The organism is Aeromonas sp. 102P, assembly GCF_051920345.1.
Classification (GTDB): domain Bacteria; phylum Pseudomonadota; class Gammaproteobacteria; order Enterobacterales; family Aeromonadaceae; genus Aeromonas; species Aeromonas veronii.
Window position 1 is genome coordinate 3,137,364 of sequence record NZ_JBQBCZ010000001.1, and the last position, 23,309, is coordinate 3,160,672.

Annotated in this window: 19 protein-coding genes; 7 read left to right on the forward strand and 12 right to left on the reverse strand. The window is 59.6% G+C overall.

Annotation, left to right across the window (positions count from 1 at the left end; translation table 11 throughout):
- Positions 1-30: 30 nt before the first annotated feature.
- The 6 genes from ACTG1K_RS14630 to ACTG1K_RS14655 form a co-directional block, all read right to left on the reverse strand.
- Positions 31-363, reverse strand: a complete 333-nt coding sequence (locus ACTG1K_RS14630; RefSeq protein WP_139348866.1) for a hypothetical protein — start codon at positions 361-363, stop codon at positions 31-33.
- A gap of 322 nt (positions 364-685) precedes the next feature.
- Positions 686-958, reverse strand: coding sequence for a hypothetical protein (locus tag ACTG1K_RS14635; RefSeq protein ID WP_005337011.1), 273 nt, complete (start codon positions 956-958; stop codon positions 686-688).
- Positions 959-1,337: 379 nt separating this feature from the next.
- Complete coding sequence (gene guaA, locus ACTG1K_RS14640; RefSeq protein WP_040066364.1) at positions 1,338-2,927, reverse strand: glutamine-hydrolyzing GMP synthase; 1,590 nt, start codon at positions 2,925-2,927, stop codon at positions 1,338-1,340.
- 84 nt (positions 2,928-3,011) lie between these two features.
- Positions 3,012-4,475, reverse strand: a complete 1,464-nt coding sequence (gene guaB, locus ACTG1K_RS14645; protein WP_005345006.1) for an IMP dehydrogenase — start codon at positions 4,473-4,475, stop codon at positions 3,012-3,014.
- Positions 4,476-4,919: 444 nt separating this feature from the next.
- Positions 4,920-5,111: a cytochrome b gene (locus ACTG1K_RS14650; RefSeq protein WP_440005861.1), complete on the reverse strand. Its 192-nt coding sequence runs from the start codon at positions 5,109-5,111 to the stop codon at positions 4,920-4,922.
- The gene (locus ACTG1K_RS14655; RefSeq protein ID WP_440005863.1) at positions 5,108-5,422 is read right to left on the reverse strand and encodes a cytochrome b; all 315 of its coding nucleotides are present in this window, start codon (positions 5,420-5,422) and stop codon (positions 5,108-5,110) included. The genes ACTG1K_RS14650 and ACTG1K_RS14655 overlap by 4 nt, the downstream gene beginning before the upstream one ends.
- 288 nt (positions 5,423-5,710) lie before the next feature.
- Here ACTG1K_RS14655 and xseA point away from each other — a divergent pair, with 288 nt between their 5' ends.
- A complete protein-coding gene (xseA, locus tag ACTG1K_RS14660) occupies positions 5,711-7,090 on the forward strand; it encodes an exodeoxyribonuclease VII large subunit (protein ID WP_440005865.1) in 1,380 nt (459 codons plus the stop codon).
- 116 nt (positions 7,091-7,206) lie between these two features.
- Here xseA and ACTG1K_RS14665 read toward each other — a convergent pair whose 3' ends face one another.
- The gene (locus tag ACTG1K_RS14665) at positions 7,207-7,926 is read right to left on the reverse strand and encodes a GntR family transcriptional regulator (RefSeq protein WP_005337027.1); all 720 of its coding nucleotides are present in this window, start codon (positions 7,924-7,926) and stop codon (positions 7,207-7,209) included.
- A gap of 247 nt (positions 7,927-8,173) precedes the next feature.
- Between ACTG1K_RS14665 and mngA the strand changes: the two genes are divergently transcribed.
- The 3 genes from mngA to ACTG1K_RS14680 all read left to right on the forward strand — a co-directional run bounded on the left by mngA (position 8,174) and on the right by ACTG1K_RS14680 (position 12,860).
- Positions 8,174-10,120: a PTS 2-O-a-mannosyl-D-glycerate transporter subunit IIABC gene (gene mngA, locus ACTG1K_RS14670; protein ID WP_440005867.1), complete on the forward strand. Its 1,947-nt coding sequence runs from the start codon at positions 8,174-8,176 to the stop codon at positions 10,118-10,120.
- A gap of 86 nt (positions 10,121-10,206) precedes the next feature.
- Complete coding sequence (locus ACTG1K_RS14675; protein ID WP_440005869.1) at positions 10,207-10,722, forward strand: hypothetical protein; 516 nt, start codon at positions 10,207-10,209, stop codon at positions 10,720-10,722.
- Positions 10,641-12,860, forward strand: coding sequence for a glycoside hydrolase family 38 C-terminal domain-containing protein (locus ACTG1K_RS14680; protein ID WP_440005871.1), 2,220 nt, complete (start codon positions 10,641-10,643; stop codon positions 12,858-12,860). Before ACTG1K_RS14675 ends, ACTG1K_RS14680 begins: the two co-directional genes overlap by 82 nt.
- 169 nt (positions 12,861-13,029) lie before the next feature.
- Here ACTG1K_RS14680 and ACTG1K_RS14685 read toward each other — a convergent pair whose 3' ends face one another.
- Together ACTG1K_RS14685 and ACTG1K_RS14690 are read right to left on the reverse strand one after the other, a co-directional pair.
- Positions 13,030-14,019, reverse strand: a complete 990-nt coding sequence (locus ACTG1K_RS14685) for a D-alanine--D-alanine ligase (protein ID WP_064338123.1) — start codon at positions 14,017-14,019, stop codon at positions 13,030-13,032.
- Between the two features lie 204 nt (positions 14,020-14,223).
- Positions 14,224-14,832: a 2OG-Fe(II) oxygenase gene (locus ACTG1K_RS14690; protein WP_440005873.1), complete on the reverse strand. Its 609-nt coding sequence runs from the start codon at positions 14,830-14,832 to the stop codon at positions 14,224-14,226.
- 350 nt (positions 14,833-15,182) lie between these two features.
- Here ACTG1K_RS14690 and ACTG1K_RS14695 point away from each other — a divergent pair, with 350 nt between their 5' ends.
- Together ACTG1K_RS14695 and ACTG1K_RS14700 are read left to right on the forward strand one after the other, a co-directional pair.
- Positions 15,183-15,659, forward strand: coding sequence for a glutathione peroxidase (locus ACTG1K_RS14695; protein WP_042080383.1), 477 nt, complete (start codon positions 15,183-15,185; stop codon positions 15,657-15,659).
- A 182-nt stretch (positions 15,660-15,841) separates the two neighbouring features.
- Positions 15,842-17,245 carry a DEAD/DEAH box helicase gene (locus tag ACTG1K_RS14700; RefSeq protein WP_368209980.1) on the forward strand — a complete coding sequence of 468 codons (1,404 nt, stop codon included), beginning with the start codon at positions 15,842-15,844 and terminating at the stop codon, positions 17,243-17,245.
- A 111-nt stretch (positions 17,246-17,356) separates the two neighbouring features.
- Here ACTG1K_RS14700 and hutW read toward each other — a convergent pair whose 3' ends face one another.
- Positions 17,357-18,718, reverse strand: a complete 1,362-nt coding sequence (hutW, locus tag ACTG1K_RS14705) for a heme anaerobic degradation radical SAM methyltransferase ChuW/HutW (protein WP_440005876.1) — start codon at positions 18,716-18,718, stop codon at positions 17,357-17,359.
- 256 nt (positions 18,719-18,974) lie between these two features.
- Between hutW and ACTG1K_RS14710 the strand changes: the two genes are divergently transcribed.
- Positions 18,975-20,570, forward strand: coding sequence for a methyl-accepting chemotaxis protein (locus ACTG1K_RS14710; RefSeq protein WP_005360022.1), 1,596 nt, complete (start codon positions 18,975-18,977; stop codon positions 20,568-20,570).
- A gap of 125 nt (positions 20,571-20,695) precedes the next feature.
- On the opposite strand, the gene aroG is transcribed toward ACTG1K_RS14710, so the two are convergent.
- Complete coding sequence (gene aroG / locus ACTG1K_RS14715; RefSeq protein WP_005337046.1) at positions 20,696-21,751, reverse strand: 3-deoxy-7-phosphoheptulonate synthase AroG; 1,056 nt, start codon at positions 21,749-21,751, stop codon at positions 20,696-20,698.
- Positions 21,752-21,971: 220 nt separating this feature from the next.
- The gene (gene aroA, locus ACTG1K_RS14720) at positions 21,972-23,255 is read right to left on the reverse strand and encodes a 3-phosphoshikimate 1-carboxyvinyltransferase (RefSeq protein WP_005351267.1); all 1,284 of its coding nucleotides are present in this window, start codon (positions 23,253-23,255) and stop codon (positions 21,972-21,974) included.
- Between the last annotated feature and the right edge of the window lie 54 nt (positions 23,256-23,309).

Below are 23,309 nucleotides of genomic sequence, written 5' to 3' on the forward strand. Positions count from 1 at the left end.
CCGTGAACGAAGTGAATAATATATTAAGGGTCATTTATTGAAATATGTCTCTAATACATTACCTGATGCCTCATCAACTCTGCAGTTGAATCCCGCAAAATTCCCTACCCATAATGGAGATTCACTTGTAATGTAGGTGTAAGCATCAACCGCACCTTGACCAATATCTGATGCCCGCCAAATAAAACTCCCCGCACGAGCATAGCAAAATAGGTTTCTAGCTGGGCTATTTCTCTCAAAGGCCATCCAGTCATATATGACCAAAACGTGTTCGTGAATCAGTGATGCGCTGAGGACTGGATATTCGCCTTTAAAGCGAACACCATCACCTTCAATCCAGTTTTCATGCACTGTAAGCTGCATGTGACCTCTAATGGCGATTAGATGGGAAGCGGTACAGGTCAGTTCACTGAGCTTGCCATATAACTCTGCGGCTACTCTAGCTTGACGAAAAAGGCTGTTACCGAGCCAGTATGCTAGCTAGTAAGGAAGATAATAAAAAGTGTGATATGGCAGTTTCCTGAGCAAGATCAACAAATTAAATAAGACGTACCAATACTGGACATATATCTGCGGTGCCAGATCATAGATAAAGAAAAGACGCCCTAAGGCGTCTTTCATATTTTCAGGATTTGGAGCAAACCGGTTAGGAGATCTCCCCCTCCCCGCCAAGCCCCGCCCCCAATCAAATCGGGGTAATGGAGGTGATATGGGCATCCCCGTCCAGTGATTTGAAGATCTGTACCACGGCTTCGCCATGGATCGGTTTGGCAAGCGGCACAGTGCTCTTGCACTTGAAGCGGTAGTTGGTGCCAGCCACCACCTGGGTGGAGACTTCAAAGGGTACGTACTGCACCCCGACAAATCCTTTCAGCGCCTGATCAAATACCGCCTGATCCTCGGCGGTCAGCTTGTGATATGCGGTCCATCCACCCACCAACACTGCTTGTTCTGACATATCAAACTCTCCGTGCTCTATGATCCCGACTCGTTTGGCCGTTCGGGCTGCGCCCCGTTGATTCAAGTGGTTTCCGGTCTCCACCGGGGTGTAATCACTGCCGGTTGGCGCGATAACGATGGGCCCGTTTGCGCAGCTATCTGCAACTGGCTCAGCCCTCCCCCTTGCCACAAGCCGCTGTTGACAGCGGGCTCAATTGGCATGAGAGAGCCTAGTGCGGGATGGCAAAAATGCCCCTGTCACATATGACAGGGGCAAGGTGGCGAAAAAGCTGCTCTAAAAAAGAAGATATGTAGCGCAAACGATTGAGAAAAGAAAAGACGCCTCAAGGGCGTCTTTTTGCATTTTTATGCTCGAAGGGTAGAAGGGCGCGAGTCGCTTATTCCCATTCGATGGTTGCGGGCGGCTTGCCAGAGACGTCGTACACCACGCGTGAGATACCGTTGATCTCGTTGATGATGCGGTTCGATACGTGACCGAGGAAGTCGTACGGCAGGTGAGCCCAGTGGGCGGTCATAAAGTCGATGGTTTCAACAGCGCGCAGGGCAATCACCCAGTCATATTTGCGACCATCACCCATCACGCCAACGGAGCGCACCGGCAGGAAGACGGCGAACGCCTGGCTGACCTGGTTGTAGAGGTCGGCTTTGCGCAGCTCTTCGATAAAGACTGCATCGGCACGGCGCAGAATATCGCAGTACTCTTTCTTCACTTCGCCAAGAACACGCACGCCCAGACCTGGACCCGGGAACGGGTGACGGTAGAGCATGTCGTAGGGCAGACCCAGCTCGAGGCCAACGCGGCGCACTTCGTCTTTGAACAGCTCGCGCAGCGGCTCGACCAGACCCATCTTCATCTCTTCCGGCAGGCCGCCGACGTTGTGGTGAGACTTGATGACGTGGGCCTTGCCGGTCTTGCTGGCAGCGGATTCGATAACGTCCGGATAGATGGTGCCTTGCGCCAACCACTTGGCGTTTTTCAGCTTTTTCGCTTCATCATCAAACACTTCGACGAAGACGCGGCCGATGATCTTGCGCTTGGCTTCCGGCTCGTCAACACCGGCCAGGGCCGAGAGAAAGCGCTCTTCCGCTTCAACCTTGATGATGTTCAGACCAAAGTGATCACCAAACATCTCCATCACCTGCTCGCCTTCATTCAGACGCAGCAGACCGTTGTCCACGAAGACGCAGGTCAGGCGATCGCCGATGGCGCGGTGCACCAGCATGGCGACCACGGAGGAGTCGACACCGCCGGAGAGACCGAGGATCACTTCATCGTCACCCACCTGCTCGCGGATGCGGGCAACGGCGTCGTCGATGATGGTGGCCGGGGTCCAGAGGCATTCGCAGCCACAGATGTCTTTGACGAAGTGCTCCAGCATGCGGGCACCCTGACGGGTGTGGGTCACTTCCGGGTGGAACTGCACGCCGTAGAAGCGCTTGGCTTCGTTGGCCATGGCCGCGTGCGGGCAGGTCGGGGTCTGGGCGATGGTGGTGAAGTCGGCCGGAATGGTGGTGACCTTGTCACCGTGGCTCATCCAGACATCCAGCAGGGCATTGCCGTTGTCGGCGATGGCATCTTCGATGTTGCGCAGCAGCGCGCTGCTCTTGCCAGCTTCGCCCAGCACTTCCACCTTGGCGTAACCGAATTCACGCTCAGTAGAGGATTGCACCTTGCCACCCAGCTGCTCGGCCATGGTCTGCATGCCGTAGCAGATGCCGAACACAGGGACACCGGCGTTGAACACATACTCGGGGGCACGCGGGCTGCCCGCTTCGGTGACAGACTCGGGGCCGCCGGAGAGGATGATGCCGCTCGGATTGAATTCGCGGATCTGCTCTTCGGTTACGTCCCAGGCCCACAGTTCGCAGTAAACGCCGATTTCGCGCACGCGGCGGGCGATCAGTTGGGTGTACTGGGAACCGAAGTCGAGGATAAGGATACGGTGCTGGTGAATGTCTTTAGTCATTTTATTCCTGCATCAGGCTGATGTTGTCACAAAGGGCACGGGATAAAAAAAGGGTGGAAAAACGGGGCGCAGGGCCCCGTTTTATCAGCCCATCCGATAGTTGGGGGCTTCTTTGGTAATGGTCACATCGTGGACGTGGGACTCTTTCATCCCGGCGCCGGAGATGCGCACGAACTCTGCCTTGGTGCGCATGTCGTCGATGGTGGCGCTGCCGGTCAGGCCCATGGAGGAGCGCAGGCCGCCCATCTGCTGGTGGATGATCTCTTTGAGGCGCCCCTTGTACGGCACGCGACCTTCGATGCCTTCCGGCACCAGCTTGTCGGCGGCATTGTCGGTCTGGAAGTAGCGGTCGCTGGAGCCTTTGGACATAGCGCCCAGAGAACCCATACCACGGTAGGATTTGAAGGAGCGACCCTGATAGAGCTCGATCTCGCCCGGCGCTTCTTCAGTACCGGCGAACATGGAACCTACCATGACGCAGCTGGCGCCCGCGGCAATGGCCTTGGCGATGTCGCCGGAGAAGCGGATACCGCCGTCGGCAATCACCGGAATACCGGTGCCTTCCAGCGCGTCAACGGCGTCGGAGATGGCAGTGATCTGGGGCACGCCCACGCCGGTCACGATACGGGTAGTACAGATGGAGCCCGGGCCGATACCGACCTTGACGGCGTTGACACCGGCAGCAGCCAGCGCCTTGGCGCCCGCAGCGGTCGCCACGTTGCCACCGATGATCTGCAGATCCGGATAGGCGTCGCGAGTGGCCTTGATGCGATCCAGCACGCCCTGGGAGTGGCCGTGGGAGGAGTCGATCAGCAGCACGTCAACACCGGCTTCAACCAGCGCAGCGACGCGCTCTTCGTTGCCGGCACCGGCACCAACCGCAGCACCGACCCGCAGACGACCCTTGTCATCTTTACAGGCGTGGGGCTTGCGCTCGGCTTTCTGGAAATCTTTAACGGTGATCATGCCCTTGAGTTTGAAGTCGCCGTTCACCACCAACACTTTTTCGATACGGTGCTTTTGCATCAGGGCAACCACCTCTTCACGAGGGGCCCCTTCACGCACGGTGACCAGACGATCTTTCTGGGTCATGATCTGTTCAACGGTCTGGGAGAGGTCAATCACGAAGCGCACGTCACGGCCGGTGATGATACCGACCAGCTGATTGCCGTCAGTCACCACGGGGTAACCGGCGAAGCCATTCTTGTGGCTCAGCTCCTTGATTTGGGCGATGGTCATGTCAGGGCGCACGGTGACGGGGTCAGTGACCACGCCGCTCTCGTACTTCTTGACCTTGCGCACTTCGGCAGCCTGCTGCTCGATGGACATGTTCTTGTGGATAAAGCCGATACCGCCTTCCTGGGCCAGTGCGATAGCCAGACGGGCTTCGGTCACTGTGTCCATGGCAGCGGAGATCATCGGGATGTTCAAGCTGATGGCGGAGGTCAGCTTGGTACGCAGATCGGCAGTATTGGGAAGAACTTCGGAGTGGGCGGGAACCAACAGTACATCGTCGAAGGTTAACGCTTCTTTGGCAATCCTGAGCATGGCAATATCTCACCGTTGAGGAAGTGGGGGTGTAAAATATTGCCGACGAAGTTTACTCACGCATTGGTCACTGGTAAAGAAGTTTTTTGAATTTTTTATGGCATAGCCCTCTTTTAGGCGGCCAAAACGCCAAAAAACCAAGATTATCAGTACGAAAAGCGCCATTTCGGGGCAAAAGAGTTGGCTAACCGGTGATTTATGCAAAACCGGTAGGTGCCGACGCAGCGCAACCCCCATGCAACGGGATGATCGACAGGGGCTCAGGGGGCAAGCGGCCTCTGACCACCCTCCCCTTGTTTTGTGTCCTTGTATTGTCTCTTGCCCTCGCGGCGACCACTCGCACCGGTATCATTCTCTTCTCAATCTCCTTTGCTCGGTCTGGATAATAAATTTAGCCCGCTGCCAATATATATTTTCTGGCACAACAAGGGTTGCCTCTCTTTATTATTTTCGCCCCACCATTCGCAGCAAGGTATTATCTTTATCCAGCAGATGATGTTTCAACGCCCCGACAATGTGCACCAGCAAAAATGCCAGCATGATATATGGCAAATATATATGGACTGTGTGAGCAATATCCCGAACGGATTCACTAAATGGAATCACATTGGCAGGATCATGGATATCTGGATTCATCGGAATAATAGACCAGACACCGGAATAAGCAGCGTTGAAATCAGCAAACCCCAGTGGATCGCCCTGGCTGCCAATGCCTCGTAAACAGGATATTGACGCACAGGCTCAGGCCACCCTCTAACAATGCGGAGAATGGCGCGGGGCAGGATCAAGATCAGTGCAATCACCCCCAGAGATTTATGCAGGGCATAGAGATCCCATATTTCAAATTTAACCATCAGATAACCTACAAGGGTCAGGCCAATCATCAGCAAGGCAACCGACCAGTGCAGCAAACGGGTCGTCAAACTTAAGTGGGTTGAGGGATTCATAAGCTACTCCAAACAGGGGGCGAGTGAACGCTGGTCAAGCTGGTGGCGCCGTGAATATCAGCGGACAAGATATATCAACGGCATCGAGACAAGCCGTAACTTGGCCAGATGCGGGCAAGCGCGAGGGCTTTGTCGGGAGCCATACTGCCTGCCCGGATAAACGGCAGCGTTTCCAATCTTGCTTTTCTGCTGCTGGCGCCGCCTGCTTAACGCCCTCCCCCTGTTTCGGGTTAAGATAGCGGCCATCGTTTTATCCCGGCCCCGCCGGAGCAGACCACAGGTACGCCTTTGAACCGATTTACCCCATCCAGTGCGGCGAGCGGCCGCGAGCAGCAGGTCTTTACCGTCACCCGCCTCAACAGCGCCGTGCGCATAATCCTGGAGCAGGATCTGGGGCTGGTGTGGCTGACCGGCGAGCTCTCCAATCTGGCGATGCCAAGCTCCGGCCACTGGTACTTTTCGCTCAAAGATCTGGGGGCACAGGTGCGCTGTGCCATGTTCAAGGGCAACAACCGGCGGGTGGCGTTTCGCCCGCAGGATGGCATGCAGGTACTGGTGCAGGCGCGAGTCTCTCTCTATGAGCCGCGCGGCGACTACCAGCTGATCATCGAGTCGATGCAGCCGGCAGGCGACGGCGTGTTGGCGCTGCGCTTTGAGGAGCTCAAGCGCCGTCTCGGCGCCGAGGGGCTGTTTGACGAAAGCCGCAAGCGGCCGCTGCCCCGTGAGCCGCGGGCGGTGGGCCTTATCACCTCAGCCACCGGCGCCGCCCTGCACGATATGCTGACGGTGCTTAAACGGCGCGCGCCGGATCTGCCGGTCTTTATCTACCCGACTCAGGTACAGGGGAGCGCCGCCATCAGCCAGATCGTCGCGGCGATCGCCAAAGCGAACCAGCGCGCCGAGGTGGATGTGCTGATCGTCGGGCGGGGTGGCGGGTCGCTTGAAGATCTCTGGTGCTTCAACGAAGAGGCGGTGGCGCGCGCCATTGCCCACTCCGCCATACCTGTGGTGAGCGCGGTGGGCCACGAGGTGGATGTCACCATCAGCGACTTTGCCGCCGACTTGCGCGCCCCTACCCCGTCGGCCGCCGCCGAGCTGGTGGCGCCGGACAATCAGGCCCGCATCCAGCGCCTCGCCCACCTCAAGCAGCGACTGCTGCAGGCGATGAGTCGCCAGCAGACCGCCGCCCGCCACGATTTCATCCTGCTGCAAAAGCGGCTCGACCATCAGGATCCGAAGCGGCGGCTGGAGCAGCAGTCCCAGCGCCTCGACGAGCTTTCCACCCGTTTGCAACAGCTATTGCGCCAGCGGCTGCATCAGGGTGAGCGGCGCCTCACCAACCTTGAGCTGCGACTGCAGGGCAAGAGCCCGGAGCGCCTCTTGGCAGCTGGCAAGCGCCGCCATCAGCTGGCCGAGGAGCGACTCTATGCCCTGATTGCCAAGCGGCAAGACCTTGCTAGTCACCGCCTCGCCATGCTCACCGCCCGCCTCGACGGGGTGAGCCCGCTCGCCACTCTGGGTCGCGGCTACTCCATCACCCGCACTGCGCGTGGTGAGGTCATTAGCCGCGCCGATCAGGTCAACCGTGGCGATCAGCTCATCACCACTCTGGCGCAAGGGAGCCTGCAGGTACGGGTCGAGGAAGTTATCAAAGACGCCGAGCAGTAGATCGGCTGCATCAAACCACCCGACAATCTGCTATTCAGCCCGGCAATCAGCCAAAAACAAAGGCCACCACCGCAAACACGGTGGTGGCCTTTTTTATCTCGGGTGCTGGCGCCTGCTCACCCCTTGGCGCGGCGCGCCACCAGGGTGAACTTGTAATCATCGCTCTTGAAGAAGTTGCGACTGAACTCGAACACGGTGCCATCTTGCAAGAAGCCACGGGAGACCTTCTCGATAATGGGCTTGGCAGGATCGATACCAAGCGCCTCCACCACCTGCGCCGAGGGGAGCACCGGAATGATCTCCTGCTCGCTGCGGTCAATCACCAGTTGCTTCACCTCTTCGATGTAGTGGTACTTGGAGCCCTGCATCACCGCATAGCTGAGGTCGGGGAAAAGGGCGAGCGGCATCCAGGTCTCCTCCAGCGTTACCGCGATCTGGCGAATAAAGCGCACCCGCTTGACGTAATAGACCAACGCCCCTTCCAGCAGATTGAGCCGCTCAGCCAGCTCGCTGCTCGCCTTGATCACCTCGAAGGCGAGAATGTCGCTGTGAGTCTCGGCCGCCGGATCAGTCACCTTCTCGTAGAGGCTGGTGAGCTGATAGATGTCGTAGTTCACCTTCTCCTGCCGCACATAGCTGCCGCTGCCCTGAATGCTCTCGATGACGTTGAGTTCGGTCAGCTGCTTGAGGGCCTGGCGCACCGTCACCCGGCTCACCCCGAACTGCTCGCGCAGCTCGGCTTCGGTGGGCAGGGCATCGCCGGGGGCCAGCTCCCCTTGCGCAATCCACTGCTGGATGGTGTCGGCTATCTGGCGATACATGGGTTTTTTCGACACGAAAGGCCACCTCGTCGGCTCTGCGCCATGATAAATGGAAGAGGCGCCATTCTACCCCAGTTGCCCGGCAGACAAAACGGCTCGGCCTCATTTGACCTAACAAATCACCTTGAACAAATAATACAAAAACAATACAAATAACAAATTGTATGATACCACTCACAAAAATCAGTCGGCCGGTTTGTTAGCATCGCTGTCACTTTCACCATGACGGCTTGCTGGCAAGCCAACCTGACAGAGGATCATCATGAATCTGACCAGTCTTACCGGCCCCCATCTCATCACGTTGCAAACCCGGTTTGCCGATCGGGATGCGGCCATTCATGCCCTGGCTGATCGGCTCGATCAGGCCGGCAAGCTGCACGACAAGCCCGCCTTTCTGGCCGCGGTCATGGCCCGCGAGGCGCAGGGCCCCACCGCCCTTGGCGAAGGGCTGGCGGTGCCCCACGGCAAGTGTGATGCGGTGCGTGAAGCTGCCTTTGCCGTCGCTACCCTGAGCGAGGAGCTGGGCTGGGAGGGGATCGACGGCCCCGAGCCGGTCAACCTGATCTTCATGCTGGCGATCCCGACCGATCAGGCGGGCTCCACCCATATGCAGCTACTCACCACCCTCACCACTGCCCTGGTGGATGACGATACCCGCGAGGCGGTGCTGGCGGCCCAGAGTGCCGAGCAGCTGATGGCGCTGCTCGATGGTGAAGGGGATGGCGGCAAGCAACCAGCAAAAAAAGACAACTTAGATACAAATAAACCCACTGTGGTCTGTGTCACCGCCTGTCCGGCGGGGATCGCCCACACCTATATGGCCGCCGAGTATCTGGAAAAGGCGGGGCGCAAGCTGGGCATTCGGGTACTGGTCGAAAAGCAGGGTGCCAACGGCATCGAGGATCGCCTGCCGCAAGAGGCGCTCGATGCTGCGGTGGCCTGTATCTTCGCCGCCGAGGTGGCCATCAAGGAGCAGGAGCGTTTCGCCGGCATTCCCCGGATCGAGACGCCGGTGGCCGAGCCCATCCGCCATGCCGAGCGGATCCTCAATGACGCGCTTGACGCGGCCAAGGCCGGTCGCACCGCCCCGACGCCCAACCCCAGCCAGAGCGACGCGCAGACCGGCAAGAAGGTGAGCCTCAAGACCGAGCTCAAGCAGGCGCTGCTGAGCGGCATCTCCTTTGCCGTACCGCTGATCGTGGCAGGCGGTACCGTGCTCGCCGTCTCTGTGCTTCTGGCCCAGATCTTCGGCCTGCAACATCTGTTTGATACCGAGAACTCCTGGCTCTGGATGTACCGCAAGTTGGGCGGTAGCATGCTGGGCACCCTGATGGTGCCGGTGCTGGCGGCCTATACCGCCTACTCGCTGGCAGACAAACCGGCGCTGGGCCCGGGCTTTGCGGCGGGACTGGCCGCCAACATGATTGGCTCCGGTTTTCTCGGCGGCGTGGTCGGTGGTCTTATCGCCGGTTACCTGATGCGCTGGGTCAAGCAGCATGTGCGCCTTAGCCCCAACTTCAACGGCTTTCTCACCTTTTACCTCTATCCGGTGATCGGCACTCTGGTGGCGGGCAGCCTGATGCTGTTTGTCATCGGCCAGCCGGTAGCCTGGCTCAACAACAGCCTCACCGAGTGGCTCAACGGCCTCTCCGGCACCAATGCGCTGGTACTGGGCGCCCTGCTCGGCTTTATGTGCTCGTTTGACTTGGGTGGCCCGGTCAACAAGGCGGCCTACGCTTTCTGCCTCGGCGCCATGGCCAACGGGGTCTATGGCCCTTACGCCATCTTCGGCGCGGTCAAGATGGTCTCGGCCTTTACCGTCACCTTCTCCACCCTGCTGGCGCCACGCCTGTTCCAGACCTTCGAGATCGAGACCGGCAAGTCCACTTGGCTGCTGGGGCTGGCGGGGATCACCGAGGGTGCCATTCCGATGGCCATCGAAGATCCGATCCGGGTGATCGGCTCCTTCCTCGCAGGCTCGGTGGTCACCGGCGCCATGGTGGGTGCCATGGGAATTGGTCTCTCCACCCCGGGGGCCGGCATCTTCTCCCTCTTCCTGCTCCACGATGGCGGACACGGCGCCCTGATGGCTGCCGCCGTCTGGCTCGGTGCGGCGCTGGTGGGCACCCTTATCTCCACTGTGGTGCTGATCGGCTGGCGTCGTCACGCCATGCAGCGCGGCACCTATCAGGTGGTCGCCGCAGAGTAAGGCTCATCTTCACCACCACTTTTTCAACAGACTATTTTTCCGCACGGCAGGCAAGGGCCGCCGTGCGTCAGCAAAGGATCATTGTCATGACAGTTTCACGAGTTCACATCACGCCGCACATGCACTGGGATCGGGAGTGGTACTTCACCACCGAAGAGTCCCGCATCCTGCTGATCAACAACATGGCGGAGATCCTGGCGCGTCTTGAATCCGACCCCGATTACAAGTTCTACGTGCTGGACGGCCAGACCACGGTGCTGGAGGATTACTTCGCCATCCAGCCCGAGAACAAGGCCCGGGTGAAGGCGCTGGTGGAAGCAGGCAAGCTCATCATCGGCCCTTGGTACACCCAGACCGACACCATGCAGGTAAGCGGCGAGTCCATCCTGCGCAACCTGCTCTACGGGATGCGCGACTGCCTTAGCCTTGGCGAGCCGATGAAGATCGGTTACCTGCCCGACTCGTTCGGCATGTCCTCCCAGCTACCCCACATCTTCAACGGCTTCGGGATCGATCGGCCATGTTCTGGCGCGGCTGCTCCGAGCGCCACGGTACCGACAAAACCGAGTTCCTCTGGCAGAGCAACGACGGCAGCGAGGTGACCGCCCAGGTACTGCCGCTCGGCTACGCCATCGGCAAGTACCTGCCGGAAGATGAGGCGGGCCTGCGCAAGCGGCTCGAATCCTACTTCGAGGTGCTGGAGAAGGCCTCGGTGACCAAGGATATCCTGCTGCCCAACGGCCACGACCAGATGCCGCTGCAACAGAACATCTTCGCCATTATCGACAAGCTGCGGGAGATCTACCCCCAGCGTGAATTCCACATGAGCCGCTTCGAGCAGGTATTCGAGCGCATCGAGGCGTGCCGCGATCAGCTGGCCACCCTCAAGGGGGAGTTCAACGACGGCAAATACATGCGGGTACACCGCACCATCTCCTCCACCCGGATGGACATCAAGCTGGCCCACGCTGCCATCGAGAACAAGATCGTCAACATCCTCGAGCCACTGGCGAGCATCGCCTGGGCACTTGGCTTTGAGTACCACCACGGGCTGCTGGAGAAGATGTGGAAGGAGATCATGAAGAACCACGCCCATGACAGCATCGGCTGCTGCTGCAGCGACAAGGTGCATCAGGAGGTGATGACCCGCTTCATTCTGGCCGACGACATGGCCGAGAACCTGATCCGCTTCTACATGCGCAAGATTGTCGACAACATGCCGGTGGCGCTCTGTGAAGACGGGGTACAGGTGGCTGACAAGCTCTGCCTGTTCAACCTGATGCCCTTCCCCCGTCAGGAGGTGGTCAACACCAGTATCCGCATTCGCGCTCAATCCTTTGCCCTGCGCGACGAGGCAGGCCAGCCGATCCCCTACTTCATCCGCGCCAGACGCGAGATTGACCCGGGACTGGTGGACAGACAGATCGTTCACTACGGCAACTACGACCCCTTTATGGAGTACGATATCCAACTCTGCCATCCGCTGCCGGCCATGGGCTACTGCACTCTCCATATCGAGGGCAATCAGCCGGGACTGGAGCAGCCGGTGACGGCCAGCGGCGAGCTGCTGGAGAACGATTTTTACCGCATCGCCCTCAATGACAACGGCACCTTGCAGATCCTGGACAAGCTGCGCGGCACCACCTTTGATCAGGTGCTCACGCTGGAGGAGGGCTCCGATGATGGCGACGAATATGACTACTCGCCGTCGCGGGACGAGTGGCTGCGCTACTCCACCGAGTATGCGGTGACCCGCGAGGTCACCCATCAGGCGTGGCAGAGCATCGCCACTCTCAAACTGCGTATGGCCTTGCCGGCCAATCTCGCCGAGCGTGCGGATCGCCAGTGCAGCGGCCACCTCGATGTCATCTGCCGCATCACCCTGGCGCATCAGAGCCCGCGTATCGATATCGAGCTGGAGCTCGACAATCAGGCCGATGATCATCGGGTGCGGGTGCTGATCCCCACCCCCTTCCCGAGCGACACTGTGGTCTCTGACAACCAGTTTGGCTGCATCACCCGCCCCACCCGCGACAGCGCCATGGCGAACTGGGAAGCGGAGGGGTGGAAAGAGGCCCCCATTCCGGTCTGGCAGCTGATGAACTTCGTCGCCCTGCAAGATGGCAAGCAGGGACTGGCGGTGCTGAGCGACGGTCTGCGCGAGTTTGAAGTGATCGGTGAGCAGTGCGACACCCTGGCACTCACCCTGCTGCGCGGGGTCGGCGTACTCGGTAAAGAGGAGTTGCTGCTGCGCCCGGGTCGCCCCTCCGGCATCAAGCTGCCGACCCCGGACTCCCAGGTGCGTGGCAAGCTCAGCTGCCGTTTCAGCCTGCTGGCGTTTGCCGGCGATCACATCAGCGCCAACGTGATGCAGGCGGCGCGCAGCTACCTCACCCCGGTGCGCTGCTACAACAAGATCCCGTTCGATGCCATGAAGCTCAACAAGGCGAGCTTCACCACCCCGCTGCACTTCAGCCTGCTCACCATGGACCCGTCCGGTCCGGTGCTGAGCGCCCTGAAAAAAGCCGAGGATGAAGAGGCGCTGGTGATCAGGGTCTACAACCCGAGCGAACAGGCGGTGCTGAAGGGAGGCAAGGTGACCAGCCAGCACACCTTGAGCGACTGGCAAGCGGTGCGGATGGATGAACAACCCCTGCCCCTTGAACTGGCCGCTGGCGAGTTTGGCGATCTGGCGCCCTGCCACTCCCGCAGCGTGCGCTTTCGGGTGGCTCGCGGCTAACCACCGGTAACACCCACAGCTAGCAACAGGCGGGGAAGAGTCATCCCCTCCCCGCCTGTTTATCCCTTCAAGCTGGCCTGCCCCGCTTGATAAAGGCATAAAAAAATCCCCGCCAATTGGCGGGGATTTTTATTGGGTCCTGCTTCATCCCGCGAGCGGGAGAGCGCGCTTAACTGGCCTTGCGCAGGATCTGCTCAAGGTAGTCGGCGAAGCGGTGACCGTGATGCTCCAGCAGTTTCGGGAACATGGAGATAGAGGTCATGCCCGGGAAGGTGTTGATTTCGTTGAGCAGGATCTCGCCCTCGTCGGTCAGGAAGAAGTCGATGCGCGAGAGGTGGGTCAGCTTCAGCTGACGGAATGCCTTGAGGGCATACTCGTGGATCGCATCGGCCTGCGCCTGGGTCAGCCCCTCGGCACGCAATGCGGTCTCGGTATGGCTGGCGCTGCTGTATTTCTCTTCATAGGTGTAGAACTTGTCCTGCGGCACGCAGATCTCGCCCGGATACGTCGCCACCAGCTCGTCACCATACTGGTAAACCGCCACTTCCAGCTCGCGCGGCTTGACCGCTTTCTCGATCAGAACCTGTTCGGAGTAACCAAATGCATCGGCAATGCCTTTCACCAGATCCGCTTCGTTGCTGGCGGAGTAGCAGCCAACGGAAGAGCCCTGGGAGGCCGCCTTGATAAAGACCTTGCCCCACTTGGCCAGCGCGGCCTTCGCCTCGGCGAGCGCCGCCTCATTTTGCTCGGTCAGGAACAGGTACGGGGTGTTGGGAATACCGATAGCGGAGAGCCACAGCTTGGTGCTGATCTTGTTGAAGCAGATCTTGCTCGCCTCGGCATCGCAACCGAGATAAGGCAATCCGGCCAGCTCGAGGAAGGATTGCAGATCGCCGGTCTCACCCGGGTAGCCGTGGATGCAGGGCACCACGTAATCCACCGGACGGGCCACGCTGTCAAACGAAAGCAGCTTGTCGAGCCCCAGCTTGCACTCGCGGCCATCGGCACTGAGCCAGCGATCGGCGAACATCTCGACGCGGGTCACTTCGACACCGGGCAGAAGGCCCAGTTGTTGCTCGAGGAAATTGGCGCTGCGCAGAGAAACCTCGTGCTCGGAGCCACCGCCGCCGCACAGCAGCAAGACATGCATGTTCTTCATTAGATGTGATCCCTTGGGAAAAGCGGCCTCGTCATGACCATTTGATAAGCCAACCACCATAAAAACCGGACGAAGCCAGATACGAACATAAGTGCGCGCCAGTGTAGCAAGGGAGATCAACCCTTGTCAGCTGATGGGAGACCCATGACCCCACTTCTTGCAGTGAAAAGTCTCCCCTGTGTCAAAATCGGGACACATTGCCCCTCAGCGCGGGGGATCGACCCTTCCCATGCCGTTGCCATTGACCCGAAACCAGCCGGCAATGCTGTAGCGCTCGCGATTGGCAGGCAGCACCTCGTGGGGAAACTCCTCGGAGAGAAACATGACCAGCCGGCCCCCCTTGGGGCTGACATCCATCAGAAACTGCTCCTTGTTGTCATACATGCGCAGCACTCCACCCGCTTCGGGCAGCCAGTCGTTGTTGAGGTAAAAAACGGTGGTAAGACGGCGGTTGGAGCGACCGGCAAAGGCATCCCGATGGGTGGCGTAAAAATCCCCGCTGCAATAGCGGGCGAAGTGGGCCTCGTAGTCGAACAATCCCAGCATCAGCATCCGGTTGGCGGCAAGACGCAGGGACTCCATCCGAGCGAGGTAGTCAGCCACCGGCGCACCGAGGGAGGGCTCCAGCCAGTGGATCTGGTCACGGCGAATGTCGGGATTGCCCTGATGCAGGGCGTCACGGCCGATCCCGGCCGGTTGCCATTCGCTTGGCAAACAGGCTTTGAGGGCATCTACCTCGGCGGCGGTGAGAAAATCGTCCACTATCGCCCACCCGTGGGTGTAGATAGCATCCATGACAGTTTGATAGTCCAATCGTGGCTCGCAATGTACAAAAAGATGGCGCTTTTTAGCGATTAAGCGACAAAGGTACAAACCGGTTTGCTTCTCTTGAGAAGTCCCAACATCAATACGCGAGTTGCTGCCCCCCTCCCCGCATTTTTCTCGCCAGTTGTGATCCCGCCCTGCCAAAAAGCGTATTGGCTGTCGAAACTGTGATGGCCCTTGCAATCGGGACGAGGAGGCGCCGCGGCCTCCTTGCGGTGCCAAGAGCCAACCGATACCGTAGCCGCATCGCCATGTTGCTGTTCATCCGGCGCTTGTCTCTGTCACCGACCGAACCACTCACGGCACAACCCGCGCATCACCCACGAAAGGATCTTCTCATGCCTCTGCCCGATCTCACTTTGCAACGACTGGATGGTACCCCCTACCCGCTGACTCAACTGGCGGGCAAGGTGGTGCTGGTGGTCAATGTGGCCAGTCGCTGCGGTTTTACTCCCCAATATGAAGGGCTGGAAACGCTCTATCGGGAGCTCGGCCCCAAGGGGCTGGTGATTTTGGGCTTCCCCTGCAACCAGTTTGGCAATCAGGAGCCGGGGGATGCGGACGAGATCGCCCGCTTCTGCTCCCTCGACTATCCGGTCACCTTCCCCATCATGGCCAAGTGCGATGTCAACGGTGAGCATGCCCACCCCTTCTACCAGTGGCTCAAGCAACAGAAACCGGGCTTTCTTGGGCTGGAAAACGTCAAATGGAACTTCACCAAGTTCCTGATAGACCGCGATGGCAACGTGGTGGAGCGTTTCGCCCCCCAGGCCAAACCGGAGAGTCTGGCCGAGCAGATCCGCGAGATGCTCTGATGCTCCCGCACCGTTTTACGCCACTGCGTTGAACGATTGTATGGCGGCCGGTGCGACAGCTACTGCGCAGAGGCCGCTCTTTTGCTATATTACGGCCCCACTATCTTTTCCATATCGTGGCTGGCCCCAACATGCTGGCTGCCCGTTGAGCCAAAGGCTCATCTCAGGAGTTTCTCTCGAACATGTCATTCAACGAACTGGGTCTGTCTCCGCATATTCTGCGGGCCGTCAAGGAGCTGGGTTACGAACAGCCAACCCCCATCCAGCAGCAAGCGATTCCGGCCATTCTGGCCGGTCAGGATGTGCTCGGCGGCGCTCAGACAGGCACAGGCAAAACGGCCGGTTTCACCCTGCCGATGTTGCAGCGTCTGCTGGCCAACCATGGTCGTGGCCGTCGTCAGGTGCGCGCACTGGTACTGACCCCGACCCGCGAACTGGCGGCACAGGTGGGCGAGAGCATCATCAAGTATGCCCACCACCTGCCGTTCAAGACTCTGATCGCCTATGGCGGTGTCAGCATCAAGCCCAATCTGGACGCCATCAAGCTGGGGGTAGACATTCTGGTCGCCACCCCGGGCCGTCTGCTGGATCTGCTGACCCAGGGCGCCCTGACCCTGAGCCAGCTGGAAGTGCTGGTGCTGGATGAAGCGGATCGCATGCTCGACATGGGCTTTATCGTCGACATCCGCCGCATCATGAAGGCGCTGCCTGCAGAGCGGCAAACCCTGCTCTTCTCTGCCACCTTCTCAAACGACATCAAGGCGCTGGCCGATGATCTGCTGAACGACCCCACCCTGATCGAGGTGGACCCCAGCAATACTGCCGCGGAGCAGGTGACCCAGCGCATCATTCAGGTAGATCGGGAACGCCGCCGCGAGCTGCTCTCCCACATGATTGGCCGTGGCAACTGGCAGCGGGTGCTGGTGTTTGTCCGCACCAAGCAGATCGCCGACCGCCTCGCCCAGCAGATGCAAAAAGATGGCCTCAATACCGTGGCGATCCACGGTGACAAGAGCCAGGGAGCCCGCAACCGGGCGCTGGCCGATTTTCGCAGTGGCGAGGTGCGGGTGCTGGTAGCGACCGATATCGCCGCCCGCGGTCTGGACATCGATCAACTGCCCTACGTGATCAACTTTGAACTGCCCCAGATGGCGGAAGATTACATCCACCGTATCGGCCGTACCGGCCGCGCCGGTCGTGGCGGCGAGGCCATCTCGCTGGTCAGTCAGGACGAGCTGGGTCAGCTCAAGGCGATCGAAGCCCTGATCGGCCAATCCCTGTCCGTGGAGATCCTGGAAGGGTATGAGCCAAGCGGCAAGCCGAGTCGCCAGACTCTGCCAGGCAGCAAACCGGTGCAGAACCCGCCTCGGGCTCGCGGTCATGCCAACGCCAAGAGCAGCAATGCCAAGGGCAAGCCAGCCGCGGGCAAGGGCAAAGCCAAAGGCGACGCCAGCAAAAAGCCTGCCCAGGCTCCTCAAAACAAGTCCCGCAAGCGGGAAGTAGTGGGTGAGGATATCGGCTTTGCGCCAATGCGCCGCTTGCCCAAAGCAATGCGCGACAGCTATCAGGAGAGCAGCGACGAGTAAGCTCGCGCGACGCTAACTGCCAAGCCAAAAGAGGGAGCCTGCAAGGCTCCCTCTTTCGTTATGGATCGCACGGAGCCATGCAAGTGCTCCGTGCAAATGCTCCGCTCGGGCTCAAACCAGCGAATGGCGTACCGCGGCAGTACCGTGGCTGGGCGGCGCAGAACCATCGAGCGGATTGAGCTGCAAGAACTCGAACAAGCCAGCCTGCATATTGACGTTCCAGAAGCGGCCGGCGAGGGTGAGTTGCAACCGTGCGTTCTCGATCTCGGCCAGCCCGTGCTGCTGCCAGGCGGCAAAAAGCGGCATCAGATGGGTCAGCAAAGGCGCTGGCAGACGATCCAGCGCCAGCACTCCACTGTCGAGGGCGCCACGCAGCAGACCGTCCATCCTTGCATTGGGATTGCGTCCCATCACCATGCCGGGCGCCCGCTTGCCGTTGGCCAGTGCGTCGTGCCAGGGGGCCAGATCCCGTCCATACATCAAACCGTGGCCAAGAATGCTGCCCCCCGCACCGGCGCCAAAGGGGAGGATCTCCGCACCGCGCTTGGCCATCTGGTTATAACGACTCTGCTCGGCCGGGCTGCGCCGCCAGTGACTGCAAGAGAGACGCTCCCAGCCGTGGGCTTCCAGTTGCGCCCCGCCATAGGCATACATGGCCGCCCGCTGCTGGCCATCGGCGAGCCAATCCAGGGTGCCCTTCTCCTGCGCCCGCTCCAGATTGGTGCCCTGCATGGCGATGAGCTGGTAGAGATCGACCCCGTGTACACCGCTCGCCATCACATCGCGGATATCCTGCTGCCACACGGCATCATCCTGACCGGGCAGACCAAAGATGAGATCCGCCACGATCACAGCCGCATCATCCCGGGTCAGCTCACCCAGACGGGTCAGCAGCGTCTCCCTGTCATCGAAACGGGCCGCCTGCTGACGCACCCGGGTATCAAAGCTTTGCACCCCGAATGAGAAACGGTTGAAGCCCCCCGCCAGCGCAACCTGCCATTTCTCATCATCAAAGCCGTTTAGACGCCCCTCCAGCGTCACCTCGGCATCGGCCGCCAACGGGAAACGGCGGATCACGGCGGCCAGCATGGCCAGCTCGTCGGCGCTCATGTCGGTCGGTGTACCGCCCCCTACATAGACGGCTGAAAACGGCATGCTCTGCGCCAGCGGGGTGTCAGCCGCCTGCGCAAGAGAGGCGCACAAGGCGTTGACATAGCGGTTGATCCGCGCCGGGTTGGCGCCATTTTCAAAGAAATTGCAGAAGCTGCAGCGCTTTCGGCAAAACGGAATGTGGATGTAAAGGGCGCGCTCCTCAGCTTCACTCTCTCGCTGCCACCAGCTCTGCCAGCCAGCCTCATCCAGCGGGAAGGGGCGCATCCCTCCCCGACTGGCGTGAGCCGAGGTCTTGGCGCTAAAAGCAAACTTGAGGGGATCCGGCGTGGCAATACCGGTCATGGAAGGGGTCAGATTCATGATGGTCACTATTATCAGCAAATAATGACAATGATAACGATTATCGTTACTAGCAATTTGTTCTGGATCAACCCGAGGAGCAGCCCCCCTCCCGAAAGGCATTTTGGCAACCTGCATTACCGATCTGCTTAACAGATTATTTACTCAAGAGTGGTTATCGTGTGCCGATAGAGAACCATCTCCCGCCGTTTCTTCGTCTACGATCAAGATGATACGGGATCACATAACAACACCAAGCGCATGGAACTTGCCCAAAATGCATAACCTCTCCTTGAACTGGAAAATATTCCTCCCTCTTGCGCTGGTCATCAGCACCACCTTTGGCCTCTGCTTCGAACTCTCCGCCTGGCTGCAACGGGATCTCGCCATCCGGCTGGCAGAGGAGAAAGTTGAGAGCATGGCCAACACCTATATGGATCAGGTGAACGTGCTGATGATGACCGGTGGCATGGCCAACCGGCAGATAGTGCAGACCAAACTCAAGAGTGAAGCGGGCATCGTTGAGGCCCGTCTGGTGCGCGCGCCGGCCGTCAGCAACCTGTTTGGCCCGGGTCATCCGGATCAGAAAGCGCAGGATCCCCTCGATGAGCGTGCCATCAATCAGGGCGAAGCCATCCTGGAGCAGCAGGGCAACCGGCTCACCCTGATCAAACCGTTCAAAGCCTACAAGGAGTATCGCGGCACCCAGTGCCTCACCTGTCACCAGGTCAATGAAGGAACAGTGATGGGGGCAGTGCGGATCAGTTATGACCTCAGCCACACCTTCGGCGAGATCCGCCACAACAACCTGATCCTGAGCGGCAGCCTGGCCGCCGTCTTCAGCCTCGGCTTCGGCTTGCTCTGGTGGGTATTGCAACGTTACGTGAAACACCCCCTGCGCCAGTTGCAGCTCACCATGATCCGGATGGCCAAAGAGCGCGACCTCGCCCTCCCCCTGGTCAATCACAGCCGGGATGAACTGGGCCAGATGACCCGCGCCGTCAATGACATGGTGCAGGGATTCCGCCACAGCCTGCAGGAGGTGGAAGGGGCGACCCACCAGCTCTATCAGGAGTCGAACCAGATCCGTCAGGTCGCGACCCAGACCGAAAACTCGGCCCGCCAGCAAGAGGGGATGACCACCCAGGTTGCCGCCGCCGTCAGCGAGCTGGCCGCCAGCTCTCATGAAGTGCGCGAACATGCCCGCCACAGCGCCGAGCTCTCCGCTCTCACCAATCAGGATGCCGCCGACACCAGCCGTCTCGCCCAGCACTCCATCACCGATATGGGCGAGATGTCGGCAGAGATCGATCGGGTGGATCAGGTGATCCAGCAACTCGACAGCCGCTGCCTGGCGGTTGACGGCGTACTCGAGGTGATCAAGGGGATTGCCGATCAGACCAACCTGCTGGCCCTCAACGCCGCCATTGAAGCAGCCCGAGCAGGTGAGCAAGGCCGTGGCTTTGCGGTGGTGGCCGATGAAGTGCGGGCCCTCTCCAACCGCAGCCGCGCCGCCAGCGAAGAGATCTCCCAGATGATCGCCGCCCTGCAAAATGAGGCCCAGAGCGCAGTTACGGTGATCGGGGATGCAAAAAGCAAAGCCGATGAGAGCATCAGCAAGACCGAAGCGACCCTGGCAGCCATGCAGAACATCATCGAGCGCATCGCCCGCATCAACGACCTCAACGCCCAGATGGCGCAGTCGGCCGAAGAGCAGGACAGGGTCTGCCATGAGGTAGACAGCTCGGTGAGCGATATCCGCAACACCTCCAACGACACCCTGGGTCAGGCGCACGCCGCCAATCTCGCCAGCATCCAGCTGGTGGAGCAGTGTCAGAAACTGGAGGCGCTGCTGAAAACCTACCGTTGGTAATCCACTTCACCAACGAAAAAGCGCGACCCGAGGGTCGCGCTTTTGCTTTATGGATTCGATATGGCCGAACGGCCGCTTGCTGTTCCAGCGGCGCGTTGACGATTAACAGCGCCGCTAGGATGGCTTTAGCGGGCGTTGCGGGTTGCGACGGCATCCGCCAGGTTGCGCAGCAACACTTCGGTATCGGCCCAACCGATGCAGGCATCTGTGATGCTCTGGCCAACAGTGAGTTCACACCCTTCCACCAGATCCTGACGGCCTTCCACCAGATGGCTCTCCACCATCACCCCAAACACCGCCTTGCTGCCGGCACGCAGCTGACCGGCTACGTCTTCTGCCACCACCATCTGGTTCTTGAACTGTTTGCTGCTGTTGGCGTGACTAAAGTCGATCATCACCTTTTGCGGCAGACCGGCCTTCTCCAGCCCCTTCACTACCTCATCAACATGAGCCGCGCTGTAGTTCGGCTCACGACCACCACGCAGAATGATGTGACAGTCCGGGTTGCCGCGAGTCGCCACGATGGCGGAGTGACCGTATTTGGTGACCGACAGGAAGTGGTGCGGCGCACTGGCAGCGCCAATGGCATCGATGGCAACCTTGATGGTGCCGTCAGTGCCGTTCTTGAAGCCCACCGGACAGGAGAGGCCGGAGGCCAGCTCGCGGTGTACCTGGGATTCGGTAGTACGGGCACCGATCGCGCCCCAGCTCATCAGATCCGCCACATATTGCGGGGTGATCATGTCGAGGAACTCGGAGGCAGTCGGCAGCCCCATGTCGTTGAGATCCAGTAACAGCTTGCGACCAATGCGCAGACCGTCGTTGATCTTGCAGCTGTTGTCGAGGTACGGATCGTTGATCAGCCCCTTCCAGCCCACTGTGGTGCGCGGTTTTTCGAAGTAGACCCGCATCACGATCTCCAGCTGACCTTTCAGCTCGTCGCGCAGCGCCTTGAGGCGCTTGCCGTACTCCAGCGCGGCAACCGGATCATGGATGGAGCAAGGGCCAATCACCACCAGCAGACGATCATCTTCGCCAGCCAGGATATTGTGAATGGCCTGACGGGATTCAAAAACGGTGGACGAGGCCACCTCGGTAGCCGGAAACTTCTCAAGCACCGCAACCGGGGGTAATAACTCTTTGATTTCACTGATACGAACGTCGTCGGTTTGATGCTGCATGACAAGGCTTCCTGCTAGATGACTGCGATTAGGAAATCTCAACATAGCCCGCGACAGGGCATGTGTAAATAGGAAATTACAGCAATTACAAAACTATTTTATATGGCAATCTTGCAAGTTATTGAAATGATGCTAAGCGAAATGACGATGCTGGTGAGGAAGGCAAAAAGGCCCGCTCAGCGCGGGCCCGAAGCGTCGGTGATGACGGGTTTGTCAGTGATCAGCCACGCTGGCTGATACTGGCCAGCTTGTCGAAGTAATCCGGGAAGGTCTTCGAGGTGCACTTGGGATCATTGATGGTGACCGGTGTATCCGACAGCGCCACCAGCGAGAAGCACATGGCGATACGGTGATCGTTGTAGGTATCGATCTCGGCATGCTTGAGCTGGGTCGGCGGGGTCACGGTGATAAAGTCATGCCCCTCCTCCACTTCGACGCCCAGCTTGCGCAACTCGGTCGCCATGGCGTGCAGACGATCGGTCTCCTTCACCCGCCAGTTGTAGATATTGCGAATGGAGGTCGGCCCCTCGGCAAACAGCGCGGCAACCGCGATGGTCATGGCCGCATCGGGAATATGGTTCATGTCCATATCCACTCCGTGCAACGGCGCCTGCTCCGCCTCGATGAAATCATCACCCCAGGTGATGCGCGCGCCCATCTTCTCCAGCACGTCAGCAAAGTGGATATCACCCTGAATGCTGTGCTTGCCGATACCGGTGACCCGCACCTTGCCCTTGATGGCGCCCGCCGCGAGGAAGTAGGAGGCGCTGGAGGCATCCCCTTCCACTAGAAAATCACCCGGGCTGATATAGGTCTGGTTGCCCTTGATATAGAACAGCTTGTAGTTGTCGTGCTCGATGACCACCCCAAACTGCTTCATGATGTGCAGGGTGATGTCGATGTAGGGCTTGGAGACCAGCTCCCCCTTGATGTGGATCCGGGTATCACCGGCCGCCATCGGCGCCGCCATCAAAAACGCGGTCAGGAACTGGCTGGAGACGGAGCCATCGACGTGCACATCGCCGCCCCACAGCCCCTTGGCATCCACCACCAGCGGCGGATAACCATCGTGTTTCAGGTACTGGATATGGGCTCCCGCTTCACGCAGGGCATCCACCAGATGGCCGATGGGACGCTCTTCCATGCGCGGCTCGCCGCCCAGAGTATATTCACCGGAGCCTAGGCATAGCGCGGCGCACAGCGGTCGCATGGCGGTACCGGCGTTGCCAAGGAACAGATTGACCGGCTCTTTTACCGCAAAGCTGCGGCCCAGGCCCTGCACGGTACACTCGGTCTTGTCGGCGGAGAGCTTGTACTTGACCCCGAGCTGGGTCAGCGCAGCCAGCATATGACGAATGTCATCGCTGTCGAGCAGGTTGGTCAGACGGGTGGTGCCACGAGCCAGCGCCGCCAACAGCAGCGCACGGTTAGAGACACTCTTGGAGCCGGGCAAATTGACCTCACCGGCCACACGAGAAATGGGTTCCAAACGCAACGAATTCATAGACTTCCTGTGCTATCTCAAAAATAAACGCCTGTCCGGACGTTAACAGCCTGC

Coding starts and splice junctions, on each gene's coding strand:
- ACTG1K_RS14630 (WP_139348866.1), bottom strand. CDS start 363: ATGCAGCTTACAGTGCATGAAAACTGGATTGAAGGTGATGGTGTTCGC.
- ACTG1K_RS14635 (WP_005337011.1), bottom strand. CDS start 958: ATGTCAGAACAAGCAGTGTTGGTGGGTGGATGGACCGCATATCACAAG.
- guaA (WP_040066364.1), bottom strand. CDS start 2,927: ATGACTAAAGACATTCACCAGCACCGTATCCTTATCCTCGACTTCGGT.
- guaB (WP_005345006.1), bottom strand. CDS start 4,475: ATGCTCAGGATTGCCAAAGAAGCGTTAACCTTCGACGATGTACTGTTG.
- ACTG1K_RS14650 (WP_440005861.1), bottom strand. CDS start 5,111: ATGAATCCAGATATCCATGATCCTGCCAATGTGATTCCATTTAGTGAA.
- ACTG1K_RS14655 (WP_440005863.1), bottom strand. CDS start 5,422: ATGAATCCCTCAACCCACTTAAGTTTGACGACCCGTTTGCTGCACTGG.
- mngA (WP_440005867.1), top strand. CDS start 8,174: ATGAATCTGACCAGTCTTACCGGCCCCCATCTCATCACGTTGCAAACC.
- ACTG1K_RS14675 (WP_440005869.1), top strand. CDS start 10,207: ATGACAGTTTCACGAGTTCACATCACGCCGCACATGCACTGGGATCGG.
- ACTG1K_RS14680 (WP_440005871.1), top strand. CDS start 10,641: ATGTTCTGGCGCGGCTGCTCCGAGCGCCACGGTACCGACAAAACCGAG.
- ACTG1K_RS14685 (WP_064338123.1), bottom strand. CDS start 14,019: ATGAAGAACATGCATGTCTTGCTGCTGTGCGGCGGCGGTGGCTCCGAG.
- ACTG1K_RS14695 (WP_042080383.1), top strand. CDS start 15,183: ATGCCTCTGCCCGATCTCACTTTGCAACGACTGGATGGTACCCCCTAC.
- ACTG1K_RS14700 (WP_368209980.1), top strand. CDS start 15,842: ATGTCATTCAACGAACTGGGTCTGTCTCCGCATATTCTGCGGGCCGTC.
- hutW (WP_440005876.1), bottom strand. CDS start 18,718: ATGAATCTGACCCCTTCCATGACCGGTATTGCCACGCCGGATCCCCTC.
- ACTG1K_RS14710 (WP_005360022.1), top strand. CDS start 18,975: ATGCATAACCTCTCCTTGAACTGGAAAATATTCCTCCCTCTTGCGCTG.
- aroG (WP_005337046.1), bottom strand. CDS start 21,751: ATGCAGCATCAAACCGACGACGTTCGTATCAGTGAAATCAAAGAGTTA.
- aroA (WP_005351267.1), bottom strand. CDS start 23,255: ATGAATTCGTTGCGTTTGGAACCCATTTCTCGTGTGGCCGGTGAGGTC.